Source organism: Microcoleus sp. LAD1_D5 (assembly GCF_036702115.1).
In the GTDB taxonomy this organism is placed as follows: domain Bacteria; phylum Cyanobacteriota; class Cyanobacteriia; order Cyanobacteriales; family Microcoleaceae; genus Microcoleus.
The window spans coordinates 1-21,101 of record NZ_JAUBSA010000069.1 but is presented as its reverse complement, the minus strand read 5'-3'; the positions used below and the strand labels follow the sequence as shown (position 1 = coordinate 21,101).

At 45.9% G+C, this 21,101-nt stretch carries 16 protein-coding genes, 3 tRNA genes and 1 pseudogene; 16 read left to right on the top strand and 4 right to left on the bottom strand.

Translation table 11 applies throughout. From position 1 onward, the window contains the following. Positions 1-66 precede the first annotated feature (66 nt). The 3 genes and pseudogenes from QUA70_RS22920 to QUA70_RS28660 form a co-directional block, all read left to right on the top strand. Positions 67-1,341, top strand: a complete 1,275-nt coding sequence (locus QUA70_RS22920; RefSeq protein WP_333326122.1) for a response regulator — start codon at positions 67-69, stop codon at positions 1,339-1,341. A 267-nt stretch (positions 1,342-1,608) separates the two neighbouring features. Next, entirely contained in the window at positions 1,609-3,351 is a 1,743-nt protein-coding gene (locus QUA70_RS22915) for an EAL domain-containing protein (RefSeq protein WP_333350120.1), read from the top strand. Between the two features lie 31 nt (positions 3,352-3,382). After that, positions 3,383-3,921 (top strand): annotated as a pseudogene (locus QUA70_RS28660) (hypothetical protein); the annotation flags it as partial. 178 nt (positions 3,922-4,099) lie between these two features. Here QUA70_RS28660 and thyD read toward each other — a convergent pair. Beyond that, positions 4,100-5,026, bottom strand: coding sequence for a thylakoid membrane protein ThyD (gene thyD, locus QUA70_RS22900; RefSeq protein ID WP_333326119.1), 927 nt, complete (start codon positions 5,024-5,026; stop codon positions 4,100-4,102). A gap of 148 nt (positions 5,027-5,174) precedes the next feature. Between thyD and QUA70_RS22895 the strand changes: the two genes are divergently transcribed. After that, complete coding sequence (locus QUA70_RS22895) at positions 5,175-6,806, top strand: DUF3352 domain-containing protein (RefSeq protein WP_333350118.1); 1,632 nt, start codon at positions 5,175-5,177, stop codon at positions 6,804-6,806. A 173-nt stretch (positions 6,807-6,979) separates the two neighbouring features. Here QUA70_RS22895 and QUA70_RS22890 read toward each other — a convergent pair whose 3' ends face one another. The 3 genes from QUA70_RS22890 to QUA70_RS22880 all read right to left on the bottom strand — a co-directional run bounded on the left by QUA70_RS22890 (position 6,980) and on the right by QUA70_RS22880 (position 8,231). After that, positions 6,980-7,177: a hypothetical protein gene (locus tag QUA70_RS22890; RefSeq protein WP_006632682.1), complete on the bottom strand. Its 198-nt coding sequence runs from the start codon at positions 7,175-7,177 to the stop codon at positions 6,980-6,982. A 196-nt stretch (positions 7,178-7,373) separates the two neighbouring features. Next, positions 7,374-7,790, bottom strand: coding sequence for a tetratricopeptide repeat protein (locus QUA70_RS22885; protein WP_242716671.1), 417 nt, complete (start codon positions 7,788-7,790; stop codon positions 7,374-7,376). 87 nt (positions 7,791-7,877) lie between these two features. After that, positions 7,878-8,231, bottom strand: a complete 354-nt coding sequence (locus QUA70_RS22880; RefSeq protein ID WP_006632680.1) for a HesB/IscA family protein — start codon at positions 8,229-8,231, stop codon at positions 7,878-7,880. Positions 8,232-8,476: 245 nt separating this feature from the next. On the opposite strand from QUA70_RS22880, the gene QUA70_RS22875 reads away from it, so the two are divergent. The 12 genes from QUA70_RS22875 to QUA70_RS22820 all read left to right on the top strand — a co-directional run bounded on the left by QUA70_RS22875 (position 8,477) and on the right by QUA70_RS22820 (position 20,957). Then, positions 8,477-10,126, top strand: coding sequence for a DUF6930 domain-containing protein (locus QUA70_RS22875; protein ID WP_333350117.1), 1,650 nt, complete (start codon positions 8,477-8,479; stop codon positions 10,124-10,126). Positions 10,127-10,287: 161 nt separating this feature from the next. Next, positions 10,288-10,542 (top strand): hypothetical protein, encoded by a 255-nt coding sequence (locus QUA70_RS22870; protein WP_333350115.1) that lies wholly within the window; start codon positions 10,288-10,290, stop codon positions 10,540-10,542. A gap of 93 nt (positions 10,543-10,635) precedes the next feature. Further along, positions 10,636-10,818, top strand: coding sequence for a type II toxin-antitoxin system PemK/MazF family toxin (locus QUA70_RS22865; RefSeq protein WP_333350113.1), 183 nt, complete (start codon positions 10,636-10,638; stop codon positions 10,816-10,818). A 149-nt stretch (positions 10,819-10,967) separates the two neighbouring features. Continuing rightward, positions 10,968-12,404, top strand: a complete 1,437-nt coding sequence (gene zds / locus QUA70_RS22860) for a 9,9'-di-cis-zeta-carotene desaturase (RefSeq protein ID WP_333350111.1) — start codon at positions 10,968-10,970, stop codon at positions 12,402-12,404. A gap of 282 nt (positions 12,405-12,686) precedes the next feature. Beyond that, complete coding sequence (locus tag QUA70_RS22855; RefSeq protein WP_190662856.1) at positions 12,687-13,133, top strand: SRPBCC family protein; 447 nt, start codon at positions 12,687-12,689, stop codon at positions 13,131-13,133. Between the two features lie 259 nt (positions 13,134-13,392). Further along, complete coding sequence (locus QUA70_RS22850) at positions 13,393-15,423, top strand: serine/threonine-protein kinase (protein WP_333350109.1); 2,031 nt, start codon at positions 13,393-13,395, stop codon at positions 15,421-15,423. A gap of 86 nt (positions 15,424-15,509) precedes the next feature. Then, positions 15,510-15,583 (top strand) — tRNA-Val (locus tag QUA70_RS22845). A 163-nt stretch (positions 15,584-15,746) separates the two neighbouring features. Further along, complete coding sequence (locus QUA70_RS22840; protein ID WP_333350106.1) at positions 15,747-16,355, top strand: Uma2 family endonuclease; 609 nt, start codon at positions 15,747-15,749, stop codon at positions 16,353-16,355. 18 nt (positions 16,356-16,373) lie between these two features. Then, positions 16,374-16,439, top strand: a tRNA-Gly gene (locus QUA70_RS22835). Between the two features lie 586 nt (positions 16,440-17,025). Continuing rightward, positions 17,026-20,571 (top strand): PAS domain S-box protein, encoded by a 3,546-nt coding sequence (locus QUA70_RS22830; RefSeq protein ID WP_333350105.1) that lies wholly within the window; start codon positions 17,026-17,028, stop codon positions 20,569-20,571. Between the two features lie 124 nt (positions 20,572-20,695). After that, positions 20,696-20,769: transfer RNA gene (locus QUA70_RS22825), tRNA-Val, on the top strand. Further along, positions 20,763-20,957, top strand: coding sequence for a hypothetical protein (locus QUA70_RS22820; RefSeq protein ID WP_333350103.1), 195 nt, complete (start codon positions 20,763-20,765; stop codon positions 20,955-20,957). Before QUA70_RS22825 ends, QUA70_RS22820 begins: the two co-directional genes overlap by 7 nt. Positions 20,958-21,101: the final 144 nt, after the last annotated feature.

The following is a 21,101-nucleotide window of genomic DNA, read 5'->3' as shown; positions in this document are numbered from 1 at the left end:
AAAACAACGTGCTATAGTAAGCAATCACCCTAGTTATTTCTACCATAGGATACAGAATAGCTCCCCATGACAGCCAAAATCCTAGTCGTCGATGATGAACAACTATTAGAATACGTCATTCAACAAAAATTTAGGCAAAAAATTCGGATCAAAGAAATTGAATTTGTCTTTGCTCACAATGGCAGAGAAGCCTTAGAAAAAATTGCAGAATCTCCACCATTTGATTTAGTGCTAACAGATATTAATATGCCCGAAATGGACGGGTTAACTTTACTAGAAAAACTCTCAGAAATCGACAATACATTAAAAGCAGTCGTCATCTCCGCCTATGGAGATATGCAAAACATTAGAACTGCCATGAACCGGGGAGCTTTTGACTTTTTGACAAAACCCATTGATTTTCAGGACATGGAAATCACCATCCAAAGAGCCTTAGAAACTGTTAAACAAGTCAGACAAAATTTAACAGAACTTCAAGAGGTGCAAACTCAACTCATTCAAAACGAAAAAATGGCTTCCGTCGGCCAGTTAGTGGCCGGAGTTGCCCACGAAATTTACAATCCCATCAGCTTCATTATAGGAAACATTGAACACGCCGAAAGCTACTTTCAAGAATTGATGACTGCTCTCAATATTTATCAACAACACAGCTCCCTAAATAATCCAGAAGTACAAACTCAAATTGAAGCTCTTGACCTCCCTTTTCTCTTAGAAGACTTGCCACAACTGCTCAGTTCTATGAAAGAAGGAACTGAGCGCATTCGGGGCATCAGCATTTCTCTGAGGACTTTTTCGCGGGCAGATACTAAATCCAAAGTTCGTTTCAATATTCATGAAGGAATTGATAGTAGCTTATTAATTTTGAGACATCGGCTCAAAGCGAATGAGGGTAAACCCGAAATTCAAGTGCTAAAAAACTACGGAGAATTACCCCCAGTAGAGTGTTATCCCGGACAGTTAAATCAGGTGTTTTTAAATATCATTGCTAATGCCATTGACGCATTGGAAGAGTGGGATTCAGCGCGAAGCCGCGATGAAATTAAGGCGAATCCTAATAAAATTAAGATTCGCACTTTCCTTACCGATGAGAGTGAAAAAAATATCAAGGATAATTCCACTTCTCATGTTATAATTTCTATTGCGGACAACGGGATGGGGATGACAGAAGAAGTGAAACAGCGGGTATTTAACCACTTATTTACTACAAAATCTGTGGGTAAAGGGACGGGATTGGGTTTATCAATTTCGCGGTCTATTGTTGAAGAAAAACACGGGGGATGGCTCAGTTGTAACTCTACACCTGGCAAGGGAACGGAATTTATTATTGCAATTCCCACTTAATGGTTGGGAACTGATAAAATCAACACTTACGCACCTCTAGGCTAGAAACCGGGTTTCTTAGTAGATTTCTAGTGAGAATCTTCAATTTTTTAGATAAACCCGGTTTAGGAGCGTAAGTCCTGAAAATGATGAGTTTTCTGTAGGAGCAGTGCTTTCCTGCCTGCCCCAAACTTACTTACGGTGCAACCCCAGGGGGCAATCACAGGGGGATTGTCCTTACAAGAGAATTAAATAAACTCCTGGCTACTTGCTAACAAGAGCAATTCCATGACAGCTAAAATCTTAGTAATTGATGACGAACCACTTTTAGAATATGTAATCCTTCAGCTATTTCGGCATCAAATCAGCACTCAAGAATTTGAGTTTGATTTTGCACTTAATGGAGTTCAAGCTTTGGATAAACTGCAAGCTGATGGCTCCTTTGACTTGGTGCTAACTGATATTAGTATGCCCGAAATGGACGGTTTAACTTTGCTAGAGAATCTGCCAGCTATTGATCCGACGCTCAAAGCTGTAGTGGTTTCAGCTTACGGGGATATGCCAAATATTAGGACAGCTATGAATCGGGGTGCTTTTGATTTTTTAACGAAGCCTATTGATTTGGATGACTTAAAAATTACAATTAATAAAACTTTAGAGTTTGTGCGACTTGCTAGGGAAAAAGAGCAGGAACTTGCTACAGCGACTGCACAAATCTGTTACCAAGCATTTTACGACGATCTGACAGGTTTACCTAACCGTAATTTGCTCTTAAAGGAGATGCGTAGTGGCAGGAATTCTATAATAGAACTGGGTCATTTAGAAGCTATTTTATTGCTGACTCTTAACCGTTATCAAGTTGTTAAATATAGCTTAGGTCATTCTAGAGGAGAGCAGTTGCTAGTAGAAGTAGCACGGCGGTTAGAGGCTTGGGCTTTGAATATGAATCTTATAGCAAGAGTGGGAGAAGATGCGTTTGCGATTTGGCTGGCAAATATTACTAATTCTCAGTTAGCTTTAGATGCAGCAGAACACATTCGTCAAGCATTAGAAATGCCGTCTAACTTAAATGGAACTGCTGTTTTTTCTAGCGTTAGTATTGGCATTGCTTTAGGTGCAATTGGCACAGAAGAGCCGGAAGATTTGCTGCGGGCGGCTGACGCGGCTAGACATGAGGCTTTTGTTCGGGGTGCTGGTAGCACTGTTGTATTTGATGCTGGTATGCAGTCAAGAGCTTTAGAGCAACTCCAGTTAGAAAATGACTTGCAAAATGCAATTAATTTACAACAGTTTTACCTGAACTATCAGCCAATTGTATCTTTTATAACTGGTCAAATAGTGGGGTTTGAAGCGTTGGTAAGATGGCGGCATCCGACCCGCGGCTTGGTTTCTCCGAGCGTGTTTATTCCAGTGGCGGAAAGAACGGGTTTGATTGTGGCACTAGGGGAGTGGGTACTGTCGGAAGCAGTGGCTTGTTTAAGTAAATGGCAGTTGCAATTCCCTGACTATTTACCTTTAAATATGAGTGTTAATTTATCGGGACTTCAGCTATTTGCTCCTAATTTGTTACCGCTTTTAGACTCACTGCTGCGAGTGCATAACTTAAAGGGCGAATTTTTGAAGTTAGAGATTACCGAGAGTGTTTTAATGGAGAATGCTGAGGAGGCTGCTGGGGTGCTAGAGCTATTGAAAGCTCGGCAGGTTAAGGTGTGTTTGGATGATTTTGGCACGGGTTATTCAAATTTATCTTACTTACAATTGCTGCCGATTGATACTCTCAAAATTGACCGCTCTTTTGTTTGCTGCCTGGAGGAAGGAGGGAAAAATTTGACTTTGCTGGAGGCGATTTTAAATTTGGCCCGTTCTTTGGAATTAGAGGCAATCGCAGAAGGGGTGGAGACGCAAGAGCAACTAATTATACTCCGTTCTTTGGGATGCAGTTCCTATCAAGGGTACTTTTTTGCGCGACCTTTGGAGGAGGAAGGGGCTGTTGCTCTGTTGAGTGCTGCAACGCTCTTGGGCGATGCTTAAACGGCGGATATTTCAGGGCAAACTTATATCAAAAACAGTCGCTATCGTCATGAATGCTCCGACCGGTTCCACCGCAACAGAAGTGGATTATTTAGTGACTAATGCTGCCACGCTCGCGGGCAACAGCATCATGGATAGTAATACCAATTCTCCAAAATCATGCAACAGTTATGAGTTTTTGGTTTGTTTCCTGAAAGACTGTATGCACCCTACAGCTACTGTTGCATGATTTTTTAGAATTAGTATAACAACTTACTCCCAACGTAAGTGGGTGGAAGTGTTTTACCGTGAGGCTCTCATGCTGGCTAGGGCTAAAAGAATATCAAGTGAGCAGCAGGAAAAGCCTGAATCGACTTTTGATATTAGTATTTGGTGCTTATACTTTTATCATTTGGCATCAGTTAACAGGAGGGTTACGTCGGCAGTGGGCTAACCAACCTTTCACGACATTTATGCTCTGCCTTATTAGCTTTTAGAACCGCTATATCTTACAGATTTTTTGGCTGGTTGCAAGAAAATACGGACGTACTTGCTTCATATAAAGCCAGTTTGGGCTTTATTTGGGCTTAAAACTTGTTTAAGTCCCGTTAAGTCAACAGCGAGGAGAACCCAGAAGAAGACTTTTAAACTTATTAGTCCTCCTCGCTGTTGACTTAAGCTATTAGCCAGGGACTTAAGTCTAAGAGCGGACTGGAGGCTTAAGTTGTCACCAATGAGCAGAGCCTGGAAACGAGGGTAACGAGGGAATTTAACTTGCCGATAAAATCTCTTCGAGTGCTAATTTTAGCGTCGGATATTGATATTGAAAACCGCTAGCTAAAGTTTGTTTAGGCAACACTTTCTGCCCTTCCAGAACAAGTTTTGCCCCGTCTCCCAACAGCATTTCTAAAGCAAAACTTGGCACCGGCAACCAAGAAGGTCGCTGCAAAACTTCTCCTAAAGTTTGACACAATTCATTCATCCGCACGGGATTCGGTGCTGTCGCATTCAAAACACCTTCAACTTGCGGATTTTGCAAAGCGTACAAAATTAAATCAACCACATCCTCGCGATGAACCCAAGAAAACCACTGTTTTCCTGTCCCAATCGGCCCGCCTGCAAATAGTTTAAAAGGGGGTAGCATTTTTGCCAGCGCGCCTCCCATTCCCAAAACTATCCCCAGCCGCAAAATTGCTAGCCGCGTTCCCGCATTTTTTGCAGGTTGGGCTGCTGCTTCCCAGTCTTTGCAAACTGCTGCTAAAAAATCATCCCCAGCAGGGCTAGTTTCGTCAAATTCAGCGGTTTCGCTGGTTCCGTAATAGCCGATCGCCGATGCGCTAACAAACACCGATGGTCTAGGATTAGCATTGACGATCGCCTCGACCAATTTTGCCGTCGTCAGTCTGCGACTGTCCAGAATTGCTTGCTGGCGCGCCTGGGTCCACCTTTCCTCCGCAATCGGCACTCCTGCTAAATTGACAACAGCGTCGCAGCCCGTGATCGACTTTTGCCAATCACCAGACTCCGCTGGAGTGTAGGCGACAACTTCCAAATTCGGATAAGCTGAAGCCGGAAAAACTCGGCCAGCCTTCGCCGCATCCCTGCTTAAAACCACCACTTGATGTCCTGCAGCTTGCAGCTTCTCCACCAGCCTGCTACCTACAAATCCCGTTGCTCCCGCGATCGCTACTTTCATCTTTTACCCGCAATGCACATTTTTAGTAGTTTAGACGATCGTCCAAACTTGTTGTGAATTATACAAAACTAGAGCGCCGGCCCGATCGCCTCCCCACAAGCTTTCTGTATTTTGATTAAACTGATATGGGACGCGAGGAACACAAACCATGCCTGCAAAAAAATCAAAGCTTCTAATTGCTGCCTCCATCGTCGCAGCAGGTAGCGCTGCGGTCTACTTTTACTTCCAGGGTTTGAGCCAACAAGTATCCAACCCTCAAGACAGCGCCAAAGTTGTACCCGACGAAGCAATGATGGCCGCGTTCATCTCCCCAAATCCCCAAGCCTTGGCCCAGTTGCAGCGATTTGGCACGCCAGGGGCTCAAAAGTTGATCGGTCAGGGTTTGAACGCCTTTCAAGAACAAAGCTTGGCAGGCACTCAAATCGACTTTGACAGGGACTTAAAGCCTTGGCTGGGGGGGGTGATGGTCGCTTTGTTGCCCCCTGATGCTGTGACGAATACAGAGCCTCCAAAACTGCTGGTAGTAGTCAGCGTGAAAAATAAAATTAGCGCTTGGAATTTTGCTAATAAATTAAAATCTCAGCCCGGTGCAACTACTCAAGAAACCGAGTATAAAGGAGTTAAAATTTTTGAGATTGCAGAGCCAACTGGCAAGCGCTACAGTGTGGCTTTGCTGAACGACCAATTAGTGATGGCTCCTTTGAAAAAGCCTGTGGAATTGGCGATCGATACTTTTAAAGGAGAACCCTCCCTCGCTACGCAGCAGAGCACAACTAAGTTTTTTGCAGAGAGTGCTGGTGTCAAGAATCCGATCGCAACTGTTTATATTGCTGACTATCGGGCGGCAATTGAGCAATTGAAAGCTAATTTGCCCGCAGATATCCAGTTGCCTTGGACAGTGTTTTCGCAGTTCAAACAAGTTAAGTCTTTGGTTGCGGGAATTGGGGCGGATAGTGCGGGATTGAGGGTAAAAACTATTGCTCAGTTAGACCCTAAATTCGTGCAGCAAACTCCACAATTCGCATCGAAATTGTTGCCCAGATTTCCGGATGAAACTATTGCTTTAGTTGGCGGCAAGGGAATCGATCAAATTTGGTCGCAAGCAACCGCTGAGGCACAAGATAGCCCGGAGGTTGACAGGGGAGTTCAGCAGGTGAGGGATAGTTTTAAGCGGTTGGATTTGGATGCCGATCGTGATGTTTTTGGTTGGATGAATGGGGAATTTGCGATCGGGGCGATCGGTTCCAATCAAGGCATTTTGTCTCAGTTGGGCATGGGGGCGGCGATGATTTTTGAAACGAGCGATCGCCCTGCTGCAGAAGCAACCCTGAAAAAACTCGATGCGATCGCCAAAAGCAATCCTACAGTCAGCGTCGCCCCTAGAACCGTTGAGGGCAAAGAGGTTACGGAGTGGCAAATACCCCAGCAAGGCACTTTATTCGGGCACGGTTGGCTGAATGAAAATTCTGTGTTTGTAGCTTTCGGCGGGCCTTTAGTTGATGTGATTACTTCGACGCCACCACAACCCCTAAGCAGTAGTCCGAGTTTTCAGGCGATCGCCACTTCTTTACCGCGGGCCAATCAAGGTTACTTTTACATAGATATGGAAAAAACCATGTCTTGGGCTAACCAATATTTGCTTGCAGTACAGCCAAATTTAGTTTCGCCGCCCGCTGCTGAATTGCTCAATTCTCTCCGAGGAGTTAGCGTAGCCACAGCTTCTATACAACCGACAACTGCTGAGTTGGAGATGCTTTTTGCCTTCAAATCTAACAATTAGGGAATTTGTAATCGCTAATTTGTAATCGGTAATTCTTCCTTCTATCCTTCTATCCCTTAAATCCCGATTCACTGCGCGTTGCCGGAGTTTTTCCTGACAAAAAAAAAGATGCTGCCCTCCATAGAGGGCAGCTACTCAAATAAAGCATCTTAAAGTCTCTCAAAACTTCAGAATTAACCTTCAGACATTCCCGATTTATTCGGCAATTGCAAATCATCAGGATCTACATAGTGACAAACTGCTTTGTCCATGCAAATCAATGCCCAGCCGGATTTATCGATGCTCATCAACTTGTAAGAAGCTGGCTGAATAAAGAAACCTTTGTGGTTGCGGGTTGCTGGTTTGATGTTAACGTGGCTGTCAGTGCTCATGTTTTTACAACTCCTAGTATTATCCTAATAAAATCTGAAAACCGCTGAGCGGATTTGGCAATCGTCTAAGTTTTCAAATACTAGCACTGACTTCCTGAGTTTTCCATAAAGTTATTTATTGATTTATTACGATGTCGTAATAAACCGCAAAGCCGATTTCCTCGATCCCCGCTCCAAAATCGACTTTTTTGCGGGGTTACGGCTCCAGAAGCCACTGTTTAACGCGGGCGAGACTCTTCCAGTCGGGTTTTCTGTTTAATCCTTCTTCAAAATTTTTCTTAACTTCGTCTAGCAACTCTTCCGAAGCCATCAGGAGTTGCTGAGCCACTTCTACATGGGGCCGCACTCCTTTTTCTTTGAGATCGAGGATGGCTACTGCTAGGTTGATGCGAGCTTGGGGGTCGTGAGGGTTCAATTTAACGGCTGTTTTCGCTGCCTTTTGAGCCGGTGCAGGTTTATTTTCCAACAGGTAGAGCCACGCGAGGCTAGCCCAGGCATTGCCATTTTTGGGAGCTTTTTCGCACACTTCTTTAAACACGGGGATCAGATTAGCCGGGGCTTCGCCAGCTTGGTAGCGATCGAAACCGTCTTTAAACAATTCTTCAGGGGTCATTCGATTTTAGATTTTAGATTTGGGATGTTGCATGGAAAAGGGCATGGGGCAGTTAACAACTTTCTGCCCCATGCCCTCTTTTCCGATTTATGTAGAAAAAGAACTGCCACAACCGCAAGTTTGAGTTGCGTTGGGGTTAGTAAACTGAAAGCCGCCCCCGATCATAGCATCGCTGAAGTCGAGAACCAAACCGTAGAGATAAAGAATGCTCTTGCGATCGCAAACTACCTGAAAACCGTCGTAGTCGAATACTTCATCGTCGGATTTCACAGTGCTGGGATCGGCGAAATCCATCACGTAGGACATACCAGAGCAGCCACCCTGGCGCACCCCTACCCGCAAGCAGAGGTCTTTACCTTGTTTCTCTCTCAGAGCTAAAACTTGACGGACAGCAGAGTCCGTCATTTGAATTCCACGCTTTTCAGAAATGGCTTGAGTCATAATTTGCCGAACTCCTGAGATTGTCTAATGGTAAGAGTTTAATCTTATCCCTCCATTGTACAGGCATTCGCCAGAAGGCCTTCGGTTAGATGCTGAAGGCAGAATTTTTACCTTCTAATTTTTAATTCCCGTGGAGCCTCGTTCCCAAGCTCGATGTCCTCTCCCCCTATAGGGTTTATGATTGAGAAGCAGCGGTTGACCGGCTACCGGCACCGCAACAATGCTTCACCCAACGGGCTTACTCTATGGCAGCGCTGAATCGCTCTACTCTTCGTCGGCTACAAAACTTACCTCAAATTCCCAGCGTGTGGGAGGGCGATCGCCGACCCTTATCTAATGCTGACTCGCACATGATGCTAGATGACGATGACGTTCTAGAAGCTGGTGGCGAGTGCATTCTCTGGGTCGATGGCTCCGAAGGAGTCGTGAGGGCTATGGACATGGTAGGCCCAGATGCCGGCCCAGAGGCGATCGTCCGGGCCCTGCTACGGGCCATGGAACATCCCCAAAGTCCGGCTCCCGCAGTCCGCCCCCAAAAAATAGTAGTCAAAAACCGAGAAATTCAATTTTATCTGCGGGGCGTACTTCAAGATTTAGGCATTTCCATTGACTACGTGCCGGAATTGCCCCTAATTGACGAAATATTTCGCGGCATGGAAGAGGTCGCAATCAACAGACCTCCTGAGTTGCCCCCTCAGTATGCTGAAGTTTTAATGGAAAAAGCTGCTCAAATTTGGCAAGATGCTCCGTGGCGGACTTTGAGCGAACACCAAATTATATCTATTGAAATCAATCAGTGGGATGTCGCCAGCCTCTACGTGTCCGTATTGGGGCAAGGCAGAATGGATTACGGAGTTTTACTTTACCGTTCTCTAGAATCCTTGAAGCGGTTTCGAGAACGAGTCGTCAATAATGATGAATCTTTTGAAGATTTAGAACAGGCTTTTTTAGGGCAAGACTGTTTGTTTCTTACCTTTGAAAGTGCAGCAGATATTGATGAGGACGACGAGGAAGAAATTGATTTAGCCGAGTTGCCTCCATCGGAAATTGAACCAAATTTCGGCAACCTACATCCTTTAGAAGGATTGCGATCGATTCTTTACGAAGAAGAAGCCCTCACGATGTTAGTTGCTCTGGAAGCATTTCACCGCTTTTTCCGCAACGGCCGCCGGAAATTGGGAGCAGAGACGTTTCCCAGTCTTAGCAGCCGCTACCGCATCCCAGTTCCGCAGGCTGACGGAGAAATTCAACAGGTATCCGTTAAAGTTTCGACGATGCCCGAAGTGTCAGACGAATTATTCCAGATGCTCGGTGATGACGATGATGACGATGATGATGATGATGAATTTGACAAGCCACTGCTGCGGGACGATTTGGTGCCGCAAAATTCATTTTTGAGTCTCGGCGCCGTACCTTGGGAAACGGTAGAGTTCCTGCGCGAAAGTGTCCAGTTCCACCAAGGTGCAGAAAGTGATATTAATACCGCCGGGGATGGTTTGCCAGTGGTGATGATCCAAACTTCTCATCCGAAGGCAAAAACTATGATTCAGGATTTGAAAGAAGCTGGAGGCGTGAAGGGGATTGGTTTTAATCCGGGCGAAAATCCTTTTCAGGATGAGCAATACGACTTGGGTATTTTGCAAACTAAAAATGGGGAGCTGTATTTGTTTGGGGAGTTTAATGAAGACGATCCGGTGCATCAGGAAGCTCGCAAGAAGTGGGATCGCCGCTGTAAATTAACCAACGGTTGGTGCGGTTTAATTATTGCTAAAGGGTTGATGGGTGCTTCTCGCGGTCAGCCTCAGTTTAAGGACATGATCGCTTTGCTTGAGGTGCGCTGGGTGTCTGCTAAAGAGTTGGGAATTGGGCCACTTCAGTTGATGCCGATGTTTTGAAGTTAGTTGACTGTTGGCAGTTGGCAGTTGGCAGTTGGCAGTTGGCAGTTGGCAGTTTTTAATTGCTTGGGACTGCTAATAACCAATAACCACTAACCAATGACATTAGTCAGCAGTCAACCGTCATCAGTTTTTTTTTTGAATGAGCAAGGAAAATGATTATGTCAAATTCTACTCAAAAGCGAGAATTGTTAGTCGCCCTTGATGCTGAATTCGCGGAGAAAATAGACCAGCTTACTGATGATTGGACGGAGGCGATCGAGCAGGATCTCCGTCTCTGGTACGCTAAACAAATAGAAGATAAGTTGCGGAAATTTTATCAAAACCGCAGCCAAGAAGATATTGAAGATGAAAAAGAGTGGTTTAATTTTGTAGAGGAACAGATAGAAGAAACATGGAGCAGCGATGGACTCTAACTCAACAGCAAAAACTTATCCCCGCCAAGGTGAGATTTATTTTTCAAGGGCTTTGCGTCAGTTAGGAGGTACAAAAAAAAAAGACCTGTAATTGTGGTTTCTCCCGATATCCGCAACGAGTTTACCGATTCTGTCATTGTTGTTCCTTTCACAAGTAACCTTGCAGGAGTAGAAAATCCTACTCGCGTCTTGATTCCTGGGGGTGAGGGAGGATTGCAAGCTGATTCTCTAGCTGTATGTGAAAACGTTTCTGCTTTGCGGCAGATATTCCTATAACAAGGCCCTTACGGTCAAATTAGTGCCGATGTCCTAGCAATAGTTCAGAGGGCTATACAAGTGTCGATCGGCATTTACGAACTTTAATAATATTTCTAATATTCTAAATTTTGTTACAATTTGTAAAAATACTGTAAAGGATAGGTAAAATGCGGGTTGCGATCGCAGGTGCGGGACTGGCTGGAATGACCACAGCAGTCGATTTAGTGGATGCTGGCCACGAAGTAGAAATTTTTGAATCCCGCCCCTTTGTCGGCGGTAAAGTCGGCAGTTGGGTAGATCCCGACGGCAATCACGTTGAAATGGGTTTGCACGTCTTCTTCGGCTGCTATTATAACTTATTTGCCCTGATGAAAAAAGTGGGGGCTTTTGACGATTTGCTCCTCAAAGAACACGTCCACACTTTTATTAATCGAGGCGGCGAAACCGGTTCTTTGGATTTTCGCTTTCCCGTGGGTGCTCCTTTGCACGGATTGAAGGCGTTTTTCACGACATCTCAGCTATCCGTACAAGACAAAATTCAAAATGCGATCGCCCTGGGAACTAGCCCGATCGTCCGAGGTTTGATAGACTTTGACGGGGCAATGAAAACTATCCGCGATTTGGATAAAATTAGCTTCGCTGACTGGTTCCGCAGTCAAGGTGGCAACCAAAACTCCCTCAAAAGGATGTGGAATCCGATCGCCTACGCACTGGGTTTTATCGACACTGAAAATATTTCTGCCCGGTGTATGTTGACAATATTTCAATTTTTTGCATCGAAAACAGAAGCCTCTGTGATGCGGATGCTGGCTGGTTCTCCCAACGAATATTTGCACAAACCCATTGTGGAATATTTGGAAAGCAAAGGAGCCAAAATCCACACGCGGCGCAGAGTCCGAGAAATTCAGTTTGAAGAAGGCGAAGAAACCCGGGTGACAGGCTTGCTAGTAGCCAACGGCGAAACAGAAGAAAATATTACCGCAGACGCTTACCTTTTCGCCTGCGACGTGCCAGGAATTCAGAAAATATTGCCCCCAGCTTGGCGCAAATGGTCAGAATTTGACAACATTTATAAGTTAGATGCGGTGCCAGTTGCTACAGTACAATTGCGGTTCGACGGTTGGGTAACGGAACTGGAAGACGAAGCCAAGCGCAAACAGTTGAGCCACGCTGTAGGAATCGATAATTTGCTATATTCAGCAGATGCAGATTTTTCTTGTTTTGCAGATTTGGCACTGACAAGTCCCAAGGATTATTATCAAGAAGGAAAAGGTTCGCTGTTGCAGTTGGTGCTGACACCGGGAGATCCGTTTATTAAACAAAGCAATGAGGCGATCGCCCAACACGTACTTAAGCAAGTTCAGGATTTATTCCCGTCAGCGCGGGAATTAAACATGACTTGGTACAGCGTAGTTAAGCTCGCTCAATCTTTGTATCGCGAAGCACCGGGAATGGATGTTTTCCGCCCTGCTCAAAAAACTCCGATCGCCAATTTCTTTCTAGCAGGAAGTTACACTCAGCAAGACTACATTGATAGTATGGAAGGAGCGACACTTTCAGGCCATCAAGCGGCTAAGGCAATTCTTGAAGCTTACAGTCATTAATCATTAGTCCTCTCTCGTTTTCTCTCGTTCCCAGGCTCTGCCCATTCCTGATAACAAACACGTAAAACCAATCGTCCGGCAGGGGTTTCAATCCCTCCATCAAAGCTAAAGTCCTCTCTTTCTTGACTGAAGAACTCATTAGTCCTCTTAAGAGGACTTTAGCTATAAGCCCCGTGGAATTCATTCCCTGGCGGAGTGGCGGACTAAAAGCTTAAGTTGACACCAATCGGCAGGGCCTAGTAACGAGAAATCCAAAATCTAAAATCTAAAATCTAAAATCGCATGACTGATTGGTTAGAACACAGCGTCCAAGTAGAAGTAGCAATTCCCATCGAATTAGCGTGGCAACTCTGGTCAGACTTAGAGCAAATGCCGCGCTGGATGAAGTGGATCGAATCAGTTCGCATTCTCGAAGACAACCCGGAATTGTCGCGCTGGAAACTCGCAACTGGCGGGTTAGAATTTAGCTGGCTTTCTCGGATTCTCAAAGTAGTGCCGAATCAGATTATTCAGTGGGAATCGGTAGACGGTTTGCCAAATCGGGGTGCGATAAGATTTTACGATCGCAAAAACAGCAGCATTGTCAAACTGACGGTAGCTTATGGAGTTCCCGGCTGGCTGGCAAAATTGATGGACAATTCATTTCTAGCGCGAGTAGTTGAATCAACTCTTATGGCTGACTTGGAAAGGTTTAAAGAGTATGCTCTGGAAGTGAAAGCGACATCTTAAATTCTGAGGATTAAAGTCATAACTACTAACCAGTTTGTAATAAGGACTTCAGTTCTTTAATTTCTAATTTAGGACTTATGCACCCGAACAAAGAAATCGGCTTTTTGAACCGAGATTGAAAGTTTTAAGCAAATATTTTGGTTAAAAACCCGGTTTCTGGTGGCCCGTGCGTCCAAGATTATAATTGTAACGCGAGAGTCGATCGCCCTTGTGCCTCAGTATCATAGAGATGTGCTGCTGATTCCTTCTCGGTTCAGTTATGAGTTACTGCCTAAACCCCGCCTGTCAAAAGCCGCAAAATGCCGATCGTACCCAATTCTGCCTGAATTGCGGCTCCAAACTGTTGCTCAGAGAGCGTTACCGCGCCATCAAACCCCTCGGGCGCGGTGGTTTCGGTCGCACTTTTTTAGCAATAGACCAAGACAAACCCTCAAAACCGCGCTGTGCAATTAAACAGTTTTTCCCCCTATCCCAAGGTACCAGCAGCAGCGAAAAAGCAGCAGAATTATTCAACCGAGAAGCGGTGCGGCTGGACGAGTTGGGGAAACACCCGCAAATTCCCGAACTGTTGGCGCACTTTCAGCAGGAACGCTATCAGTATTTGGTACAGGAATTTATAGAAGGTCAGAATTTACAGGAAGAGTTGGCGCGGACTGGGCCTTTCAGCGAAAGTCAGATTCTCAGTCTCCTGAAGGATTTATTGCCAGTATTGCAGTTCGTGCACGATCGTAGTGTAATTCACCGAGATATTAAACCGCCCAATATTATCCGGCGTCGCATTTCTCAAACTCCCATCATTTATACTTATCCAACATTAACCGGGGAATTAGTTTTAGTTGATTTTGGCGCTGCAAAACTTGTGGAGGGTTTGAGAGAAACCGGTACAGTCATCGGTTCTCCCGAATTCGTCGCGCCGGAACAAATTAGAGGTCAAGCGGTTTATGCCAGTGATTTGTATAGTTTGGGAGTAACTTGCATTTATTTGCTGACTCAAATATCTTCTTTTGATTTGTTCGATATCAATCAAGATGCTTGGGTTTGGCGAGACTTTTTGAAGGTTCCAATCGATCCGAAATTAAGTCGCATCCTCGACAAAATGATCGAACCAAGTCTCAGTCGGCGCTACAAATCCGTAGCTGAGGTATTGAAAGATTTGCAGCCGCAGCAGTCGGCGGGGGCGGGCACGGTGCCCCCGCCCCTACCAGCGCCTACAATTTCCGTGCCGCAGAGGACGCCTGTGGTGCAGAATGCAGTGCCGCCAACGGTTGCAGGCACAATTATACCTGTGCCGCCGATGCAGCGGGCCCGGCCCGCACGCGCGCCTACTTGGAGGTGTGTTCATACTCTGGTAGGGCATTCTAATGCTGTCACCTCGGTAGCTTTCAGTCCTGATGGCGCGACTTTAGCTAGCGGCAGTGAGGACAAGACGATTGAGATGTGGAAGTTGGATGCGGGTAAGCGGTGGTACACTCTTACGGGTCATTCTGACTGGGTGACTTGTGTGGCGTTTAGTCCTGATGGCGCGACTTTGGCTAGTGGCGGCCGGGACAAAATGATTCATATTTGGGATTTGAATAAGGGTAAGTGGTGGTACGCTTTGGCTGGTCATTCTGACAGGGTTGCTGCTGTGGCGTTTAGTCGGGATGGCCAGATTTTGGCTAGCGGCAGTCGGGACAAAACTGTGCAGTTGTGGAATTTGAATAAGGGAAGGCGGATGTCGGCTTTGACTGGTCACGCTGGCGGGGTGGAGGCGGTGGCTTTTAGTGCTGGCGGGGAGTTTTTGGCGAGTGGCAGTCGGGACAAGACTGTGCAGTTGTGGGATTGGCAAAATAATCGATCGATTTGTACTCTGGCCGAACACGGGGATTGGGTGCGGGCGATCGTTTTTGCTGCGAACTCCCCCAACTCCCTTGCCGGTCAGACCCCCCCCAGCCCCCCCTTGGTAAGGGGGGGAGTAGGAGAAGGATTGATTTTGGCTACCGGCAGTCGGGACGGTACGGCGAAGCTGTGGCGGGTGGATGCACAGGGGCGAGGGACGCTGCTGCGGAGTATGAGGGACAATTCTGGGGATGTTTTGTGTCTGGCGTTGAGTCCCGATGGTCGGGTTTTGGCGACGGGGAGTCGGGATGGCACGATTTATTTGTGGGATGCGGGTACGGGAGGTTTGCTGGAAATTCTGACGGGCCACGGGGGGGAGGTTTTGTCGGTGGCGTTTAGTGCGGATGGGGGGAGTTTGGCTAGCGGTGCGGGCGATCGAACTGTGAAGATTTGGCGGGGGATTGGGCATTAGGGGCGATGTCAAGAGTGCCGGCTTAAAAAATCTCATATTTATGCTTGACAGGCGATCGAATGTTCTGCTACATTAGGAATTCGTGAGGACGCATAGCTCAGTTGGTTAGAGCACTACGTTGACATCGTAGGGGTCACTGGTTCGAGTCCAGTTGTGTCCATGAATTTCCATCATTTATAAATCAAGGGTTTTAGGTTTGCCGTGCTACCGAGAGTCTGGTCTTTCGCTAGACAATTAACCTATTAGTTAGATAATTCACTTAAAAATCTGACGCACCCTACTGAATCAGAATCAAATGATATTAGAGCATTGGAGAATTTACCATGACTCAAGCGATATCGAAGTTAATGAGTTTTGATGAATTTCTGGAAGGAAAACCCGAAAACGGACGCTATGAATTACATAACGGAGTTATTGTTGAAATGCCAAATCCAACTGGTAAACATTCAGCGAGCGCGGGTTTTCAAGCGATAGAATTGGGTTTAGAAATCAGGCGATTACAACTTCCTTACTTTATTCCGAAGGAATGTACAATTAAATTTAACGATAACTATGGCTACGATCCCGATGTGATTGTATTAGATAAACAAGCCGTAGAAGCCAATGAGTCTCGATGGGAAAGAGAATCAGTTATTACTCAGGAAAATTCGGTTAGATTAGTTATTGAAGTTGTCAGCACAAATTGGCGCGATGATTATGCACATAAAATGATTGATTATGAAGCATTAGGCATTCCTGAATATTGGATTGTAGATTATTTGGGTTTAGGGGGTAGCCGTTATATTGGTTATCCGAAACAGCCTACTTTATCGGTTTATCAGTTAGTAGAGGGTGAGTATCAAATTAAGCTGTTTCGGGGAGATGAAAGAATTGAATCAGCGGTATTTCCCGAGTTGAATTTGACCGCTAAGCAAATTTTTAACGGTGGATAAGTGCTGAGGCGATCGCATAGCTCAGTTGGTTAGAGCGCTACAATGCCATTGTAGGGGTCACTTGTTCGAGTTCAGTGGAGTCCATACCTAAAACCCGCCCACAAAGCGGGTTTTGTTGTTTCTACCACCAAACTTGTAGATTTGGCATTCTCAATTAGGAATGACAGAATATGTCTAGGGCAGAGTCGCCACGTTTTGTCGAGGCTGTTGCTCAGCAGTTGTGTAGTTTGCATGAGTTCGGTGTTAAAGAAACGCTAGCTTGATTCTCGTAGGCACGATCGCCATCCCTGAACAAAGGGCAAGCAAGCAGAACAAGAAAAAGCATAACTGTTAGAAGCCGTGAGCCTTGCACGATCCCAAGCAGAAGCCACTAACCGGATTAAAGACGAATTTTTAGCGGTGCTCTGGCATGAGTTGCGTTAGCAAAGCCCTCGAAGAGGCTCGCCCGTTTGCTTAAAAACTGAATGGCTGAGGTTTTGGGCATACTATATATTAGGACTTACGCACCAAAAGCCTAAAACCCCGATCGCCCTGGCGCCCCCCTTTTTTAGGGGCGGGAACAGTCAAAGTCCCTTTTTTAGGGGGCTAGGGGGATCTCTGCGTAAGTCTTGTATATCTTGATTCCCTAACAATAGCTGGCATAATAGGTAAATAGGCAGGACGAACCGCAATGAATGTAGAACGTACAAACTCCTTGAATCATCGAGAAGAGCTTACTGTAAATTTTCCTCAAGAGCTATGTACGGACTGCCAAGCACTAGAAGCACGATTTGCGGTGATAGTAGATCACATGGCTGAGGCCTTCATTTCTATTAATTCAGAGTGGCACTGCACCTATGTCAACCATAAAGCAGAGCAGCTTTTAAACAGTAAGCGGCAACACCTAATCGGCAAAAATATAAGGACAGTATTTTCGGTCGATCTTACCTCTGAGCTATATAAGTATTGTCATCAAGCGATCGCAACGCAAACGGCGATCGAGTTTGAAGAACACTACCCCTCACTCAACAAGTGGTTGAGAATTCGCCTCATCAAGAGTGAAGATGGCTTACTTATTTACTTCCAAGACACGACTGAAACATCGTCACGCGATCGACAATTGAAAGCCGAAATCGCCAAGTGCCAGCAGGTGGAAGCCACTCTTCAGAAAAAACAGGACTTTTTGAAGGCAATTCTAAACAACGTTCAAGCTGGCATTGTAGCTTGCGATGCCGAGGGCATATTGACAGTATTTAACCAAGCAGCTAAAGATTTTCATGGAGTACCTCAGCAGCCAGTTCCACCGGAGCAATGGGCCCAGTATTATAACTTGTATTTGCCCGACGGCAAAACACCCATGAATAAAGAGGATATTCCCCTGTTTCAGGCATTGCAAGGACACAACGTTCGCGATGTGGAAATGATGATTGTTCCGCAGCAGGGAACTGCGCGAATGCTGTTAGCAACTGGACAGGCAATTATTGCCGCAAACGGCGAAAAACAGGGTGCAGTTGTCGTGATGCACGACATTACACGACGCAAGCAGGCAGAAACTGCTCTGCGTGAGGGTGAAGCGCAATTATCCAGCATCTTCCAAACTATTCCTGATGGCATAACTATTCTAGATTCTACCGGACAGATTATAGCCGCAAATAGGGCAGCAGAGAGGATTTTAAGATTGACTCGCAGCGACATTGTGGAGCGAGGCTATAACGATCCATCCTGGTTCATTACAACCGTGGAGGGTCATCCTTTCCCAGAAGAGGAACTGCCGTTTGCGAGGGTGATGCAAACAGGTGAGCCTGTTTATGGTATTGAACATGGCATTAGCCATGCCGATGGAACTCTCCGTATTCTCTCGATCAATGCTTCCCCTTTGTTGGACGCAGAGGGACAAATTATCAATATCATTGCTGCTTTCAGCGACATTACTGAACGCAAGCAAACCGAAGACGAACGACTACAGCTTGTTCAAGAACAGGCAGCCCGTGCTGTAGCAGAGAGTTCTCAACAAAAATCAGCATTTTTAGCCCAAGTGAGTGCTGTCCTTTCCTCTTCACTAGAGTATGAACAAACTCTCCAAAGCGTTGCAAAGCTGGCAGTTCCTTATTTTGCAGATTGGTGTAGTGTCGATCTGCTGAATGACGATCGCACAATAGATCGGGTTGCAGTTGCTCATTCAGATCCCGAAAAAGTGAAGTTTGGCTGGGAGTTGGCTCAACGCTTTCCCCGACATCTCGATGATGGGTATGGTATTGCTAAAGTCATACAAACAGGACAGGTTGAAATTGCGATTGAGATTACAGATGAACAGTTAGTTGCCACAGTGCCGAATCCTGAATACCTGGAAATCTTACGTGGAGTTGGGTTAAAGTCCTGCATCATTGCACCGCTACAGGCACGCGGGCGCGTGTTGGGTAGCATTACCTTTGTGTTTACTGAATCCGATCGCCACTATCGCCGGGAAGACATTCCCTTGGCTGAAGATTTGGCTCAGCGAGCAGCAATCGCCATTGATAACGCTCGTCTCTATAATGAAACACAACAAGCGAAATTAGCCGCCGAACTCGCTGCTAACCGGACGGCTCGACTGCTGGCGGTGATGACAGCTTTGTCTGAATCGCTAACCTCGGCTCAAGTGGCTCAGGTCATTATTGAACAGGGAATGTCCGCACTGGGAGCAAGTTGTGGTTTGGTTGCGGTATTAAACCAGGATGCAAGCGAACTGGAGATTATTCAAGCGATCGGGTATGAGCACGTAGGAGAATTTCAGCGCAGTTTTTCGATTCATGCACCCTATCCTCTCGCAGAAGCCGTGCGAAGTGGGCAACCTGTTTGGCTAGAAACTATCGAAAACCGAATTGCCCGTTATCCTGATTTAGCTCAAGCCTATGCCAAGGTTGGTTCAAAAGCCTGGATTTCAGTGCCATTACTGATTGAAGGACAAGCCGTTGGTGGACTGTCGCTGAGTTTTTCGACCGTTCCCCGACTTTCCGAGAGCGATCGCGGTTTCGTTTTGGCACTGGCACAGCAGTCGGCGCAGTCGATCGACCGAGCACGGCTCTACGAGTCAGAATCGCAAGCACGAGCACAAGCAGAAGCAGCTAACCGAATTAAAGATGAGTTCTTAGCTGTCTTGTCGCACGAATTGCGAACTCCGTTGAATCCGATTCTGGGTTGGACTCGGCTGCTGCGAAGGGGAACCCTGGATTCTGGCAAGACGGCGGTAGCCCTCGAAACAATTGAACGCAACGCCGAGTTGCAAGTTCAACTGATTGAGGATTTGCTGGATATTTCTCGCATTCTGCAAGGCAAGCTGAGTTTGAACTCTACTCCTATTAATTTGAAAACAACTCTTAAAGCTGCGATCGAAACAGTTCATTTAGCCGCCGAAGCGAAAAACATTCAAATTCAAACTCAGCTAGAACCCAATGTGGGCGATGTCTTAGGAGATGCTACCCGATTGCAACAGGTTGTCTGGAATTTGCTCACCAATGCCATTAAGTTCACCCCAACAGGAGGTCGAGTTGAAGTTGAGCTAAAAACGATTGATTCCTATGCTCAAATTCAAGTCAGGGATACAGGAAAAGGGATTAAGCCAGAATTTATTCCCTATGTCTTTGACACATTTCGACAAGCCGATAGCAGTATTACGAGAACATTTGGTGGGTTAGGGCTGGGATTAGCGATCGTGCGTCACGTCGTTGAGCTACATGGTGGAATTGTCAAAGCCGAAAGTTTTGGAGAAGGACAGGGAGCAACATTTACTGTCACACTTCCCTTATCAGCCAGAAGCAATGACGTAAACATTGACCACAAGGACAATCGAGCACTCAATCCTCACACTTCACCCTTGGCTAGATTATGTATCCTGGCCGTCGATGACGAAGTAGACAATTTAGAGTTAGTTCAATGTATTTTGGAGCAAGCGGGAGCCACAGTTATCTCTGTATCTTCAGCAACAGATGCGCTACAAAAGCTCAATGAATCTAAGCCAGATGTTTTGATTGCTGATATTGGAATGCCACAAATTGATGGCTATATGTTGATTCACCAAGTCAGACAACTATCCACACAGGAGGGAGGAGAGATTCCCGCGATCGCCCTGACAGCGTATGCAGGTGAGACAAATCAACAGCAAGCACTAGCAGCCGGATTTCACAGGCATCTTCCCAAGCCTGTTAAGCCTGAAACGTTAGTGGAGACAATTGAGCTATTGCTTCATCAAATAGAGTAAGGCAGAGTATTAGACATCTGTGGAAATTAAGATTCAGCTACCTCGGTACAAAGATTTCAAGTTGATTATTGGAGATGTCTTTTGAGTATAGTCTGGGAAAATGTCATGAATTGAAGTGATTAACAGACGCATAGTTCAGTTGGTTAGAACACTACGTTGACATGGTAGGGGGTACTTGTTCGAGTCGAGTTGTGTCAATCAAAGAGTTTACGAGTCCAGTTTCGGCGGAGCGGTTTATGGTATGGTGGGATTTAAAAGGGCGATCGCTCGATCTGGTAGAGTTTGATAGGTCAAAGGCGATCGCATCCCTAAACTCTGGCGAGCCTGTGATTCGGGTTTGGTGCGATCGGATAGATCAGTATTTGGTGGGTAGGTTGAGGCGGTAGGTGCGGTCGCATCTTTTTAAGCTGAGCCTGTAATTCCTGTAGGGTTAAAAAGTTAACAGAAATTAAGTAGGGCTTGCTGAATAAGCCTAAAACCCTTACCTCAAAAGACTTTGACTCGCGTTCGGCGTTGACAACGTGTAAGAC

Coding starts and splice junctions, on each gene's coding strand:
- QUA70_RS22890 (WP_006632682.1), bottom strand. CDS start 7,177: ATGAGCACTGACAGCCACGTTAACATCAAACCAGCAACCCGCAACCAC.
- thyD (WP_333326119.1), bottom strand. CDS start 5,026: ATGAAAGTAGCGATCGCGGGAGCAACGGGATTTGTAGGTAGCAGGCTG.
- QUA70_RS22855 (WP_190662856.1), top strand. CDS start 12,687: ATGACTGATTGGTTAGAACACAGCGTCCAAGTAGAAGTAGCAATTCCC.
- QUA70_RS22895 (WP_333350118.1), top strand. CDS start 5,175: ATGCCTGCAAAAAAATCAAAGCTTCTAATTGCTGCCTCCATCGTCGCA.
- QUA70_RS22885 (WP_242716671.1), bottom strand. CDS start 7,790: ATGACCCCTGAAGAATTGTTTAAAGACGGTTTCGATCGCTACCAAGCT.
- QUA70_RS22915 (WP_333350120.1), top strand. CDS start 1,609: ATGACAGCTAAAATCTTAGTAATTGATGACGAACCACTTTTAGAATAT.
- QUA70_RS22880 (WP_006632680.1), bottom strand. CDS start 8,231: ATGACTCAAGCCATTTCTGAAAAGCGTGGAATTCAAATGACGGACTCT.
- QUA70_RS22920 (WP_333326122.1), top strand. CDS start 67: ATGACAGCCAAAATCCTAGTCGTCGATGATGAACAACTATTAGAATAC.
- QUA70_RS22840 (WP_333350106.1), top strand. CDS start 15,747: ATGACTCAAGCGATATCGAAGTTAATGAGTTTTGATGAATTTCTGGAA.
- QUA70_RS22850 (WP_333350109.1), top strand. CDS start 13,393: ATGAGTTACTGCCTAAACCCCGCCTGTCAAAAGCCGCAAAATGCCGAT.
- QUA70_RS22875 (WP_333350117.1), top strand. CDS start 8,477: ATGGCAGCGCTGAATCGCTCTACTCTTCGTCGGCTACAAAACTTACCT.
- zds (WP_333350111.1), top strand. CDS start 10,968: ATGCGGGTTGCGATCGCAGGTGCGGGACTGGCTGGAATGACCACAGCA.
- QUA70_RS22830 (WP_333350105.1), top strand. CDS start 17,026: ATGAATGTAGAACGTACAAACTCCTTGAATCATCGAGAAGAGCTTACT.
- QUA70_RS22870 (WP_333350115.1), top strand. CDS start 10,288: ATGTCAAATTCTACTCAAAAGCGAGAATTGTTAGTCGCCCTTGATGCT.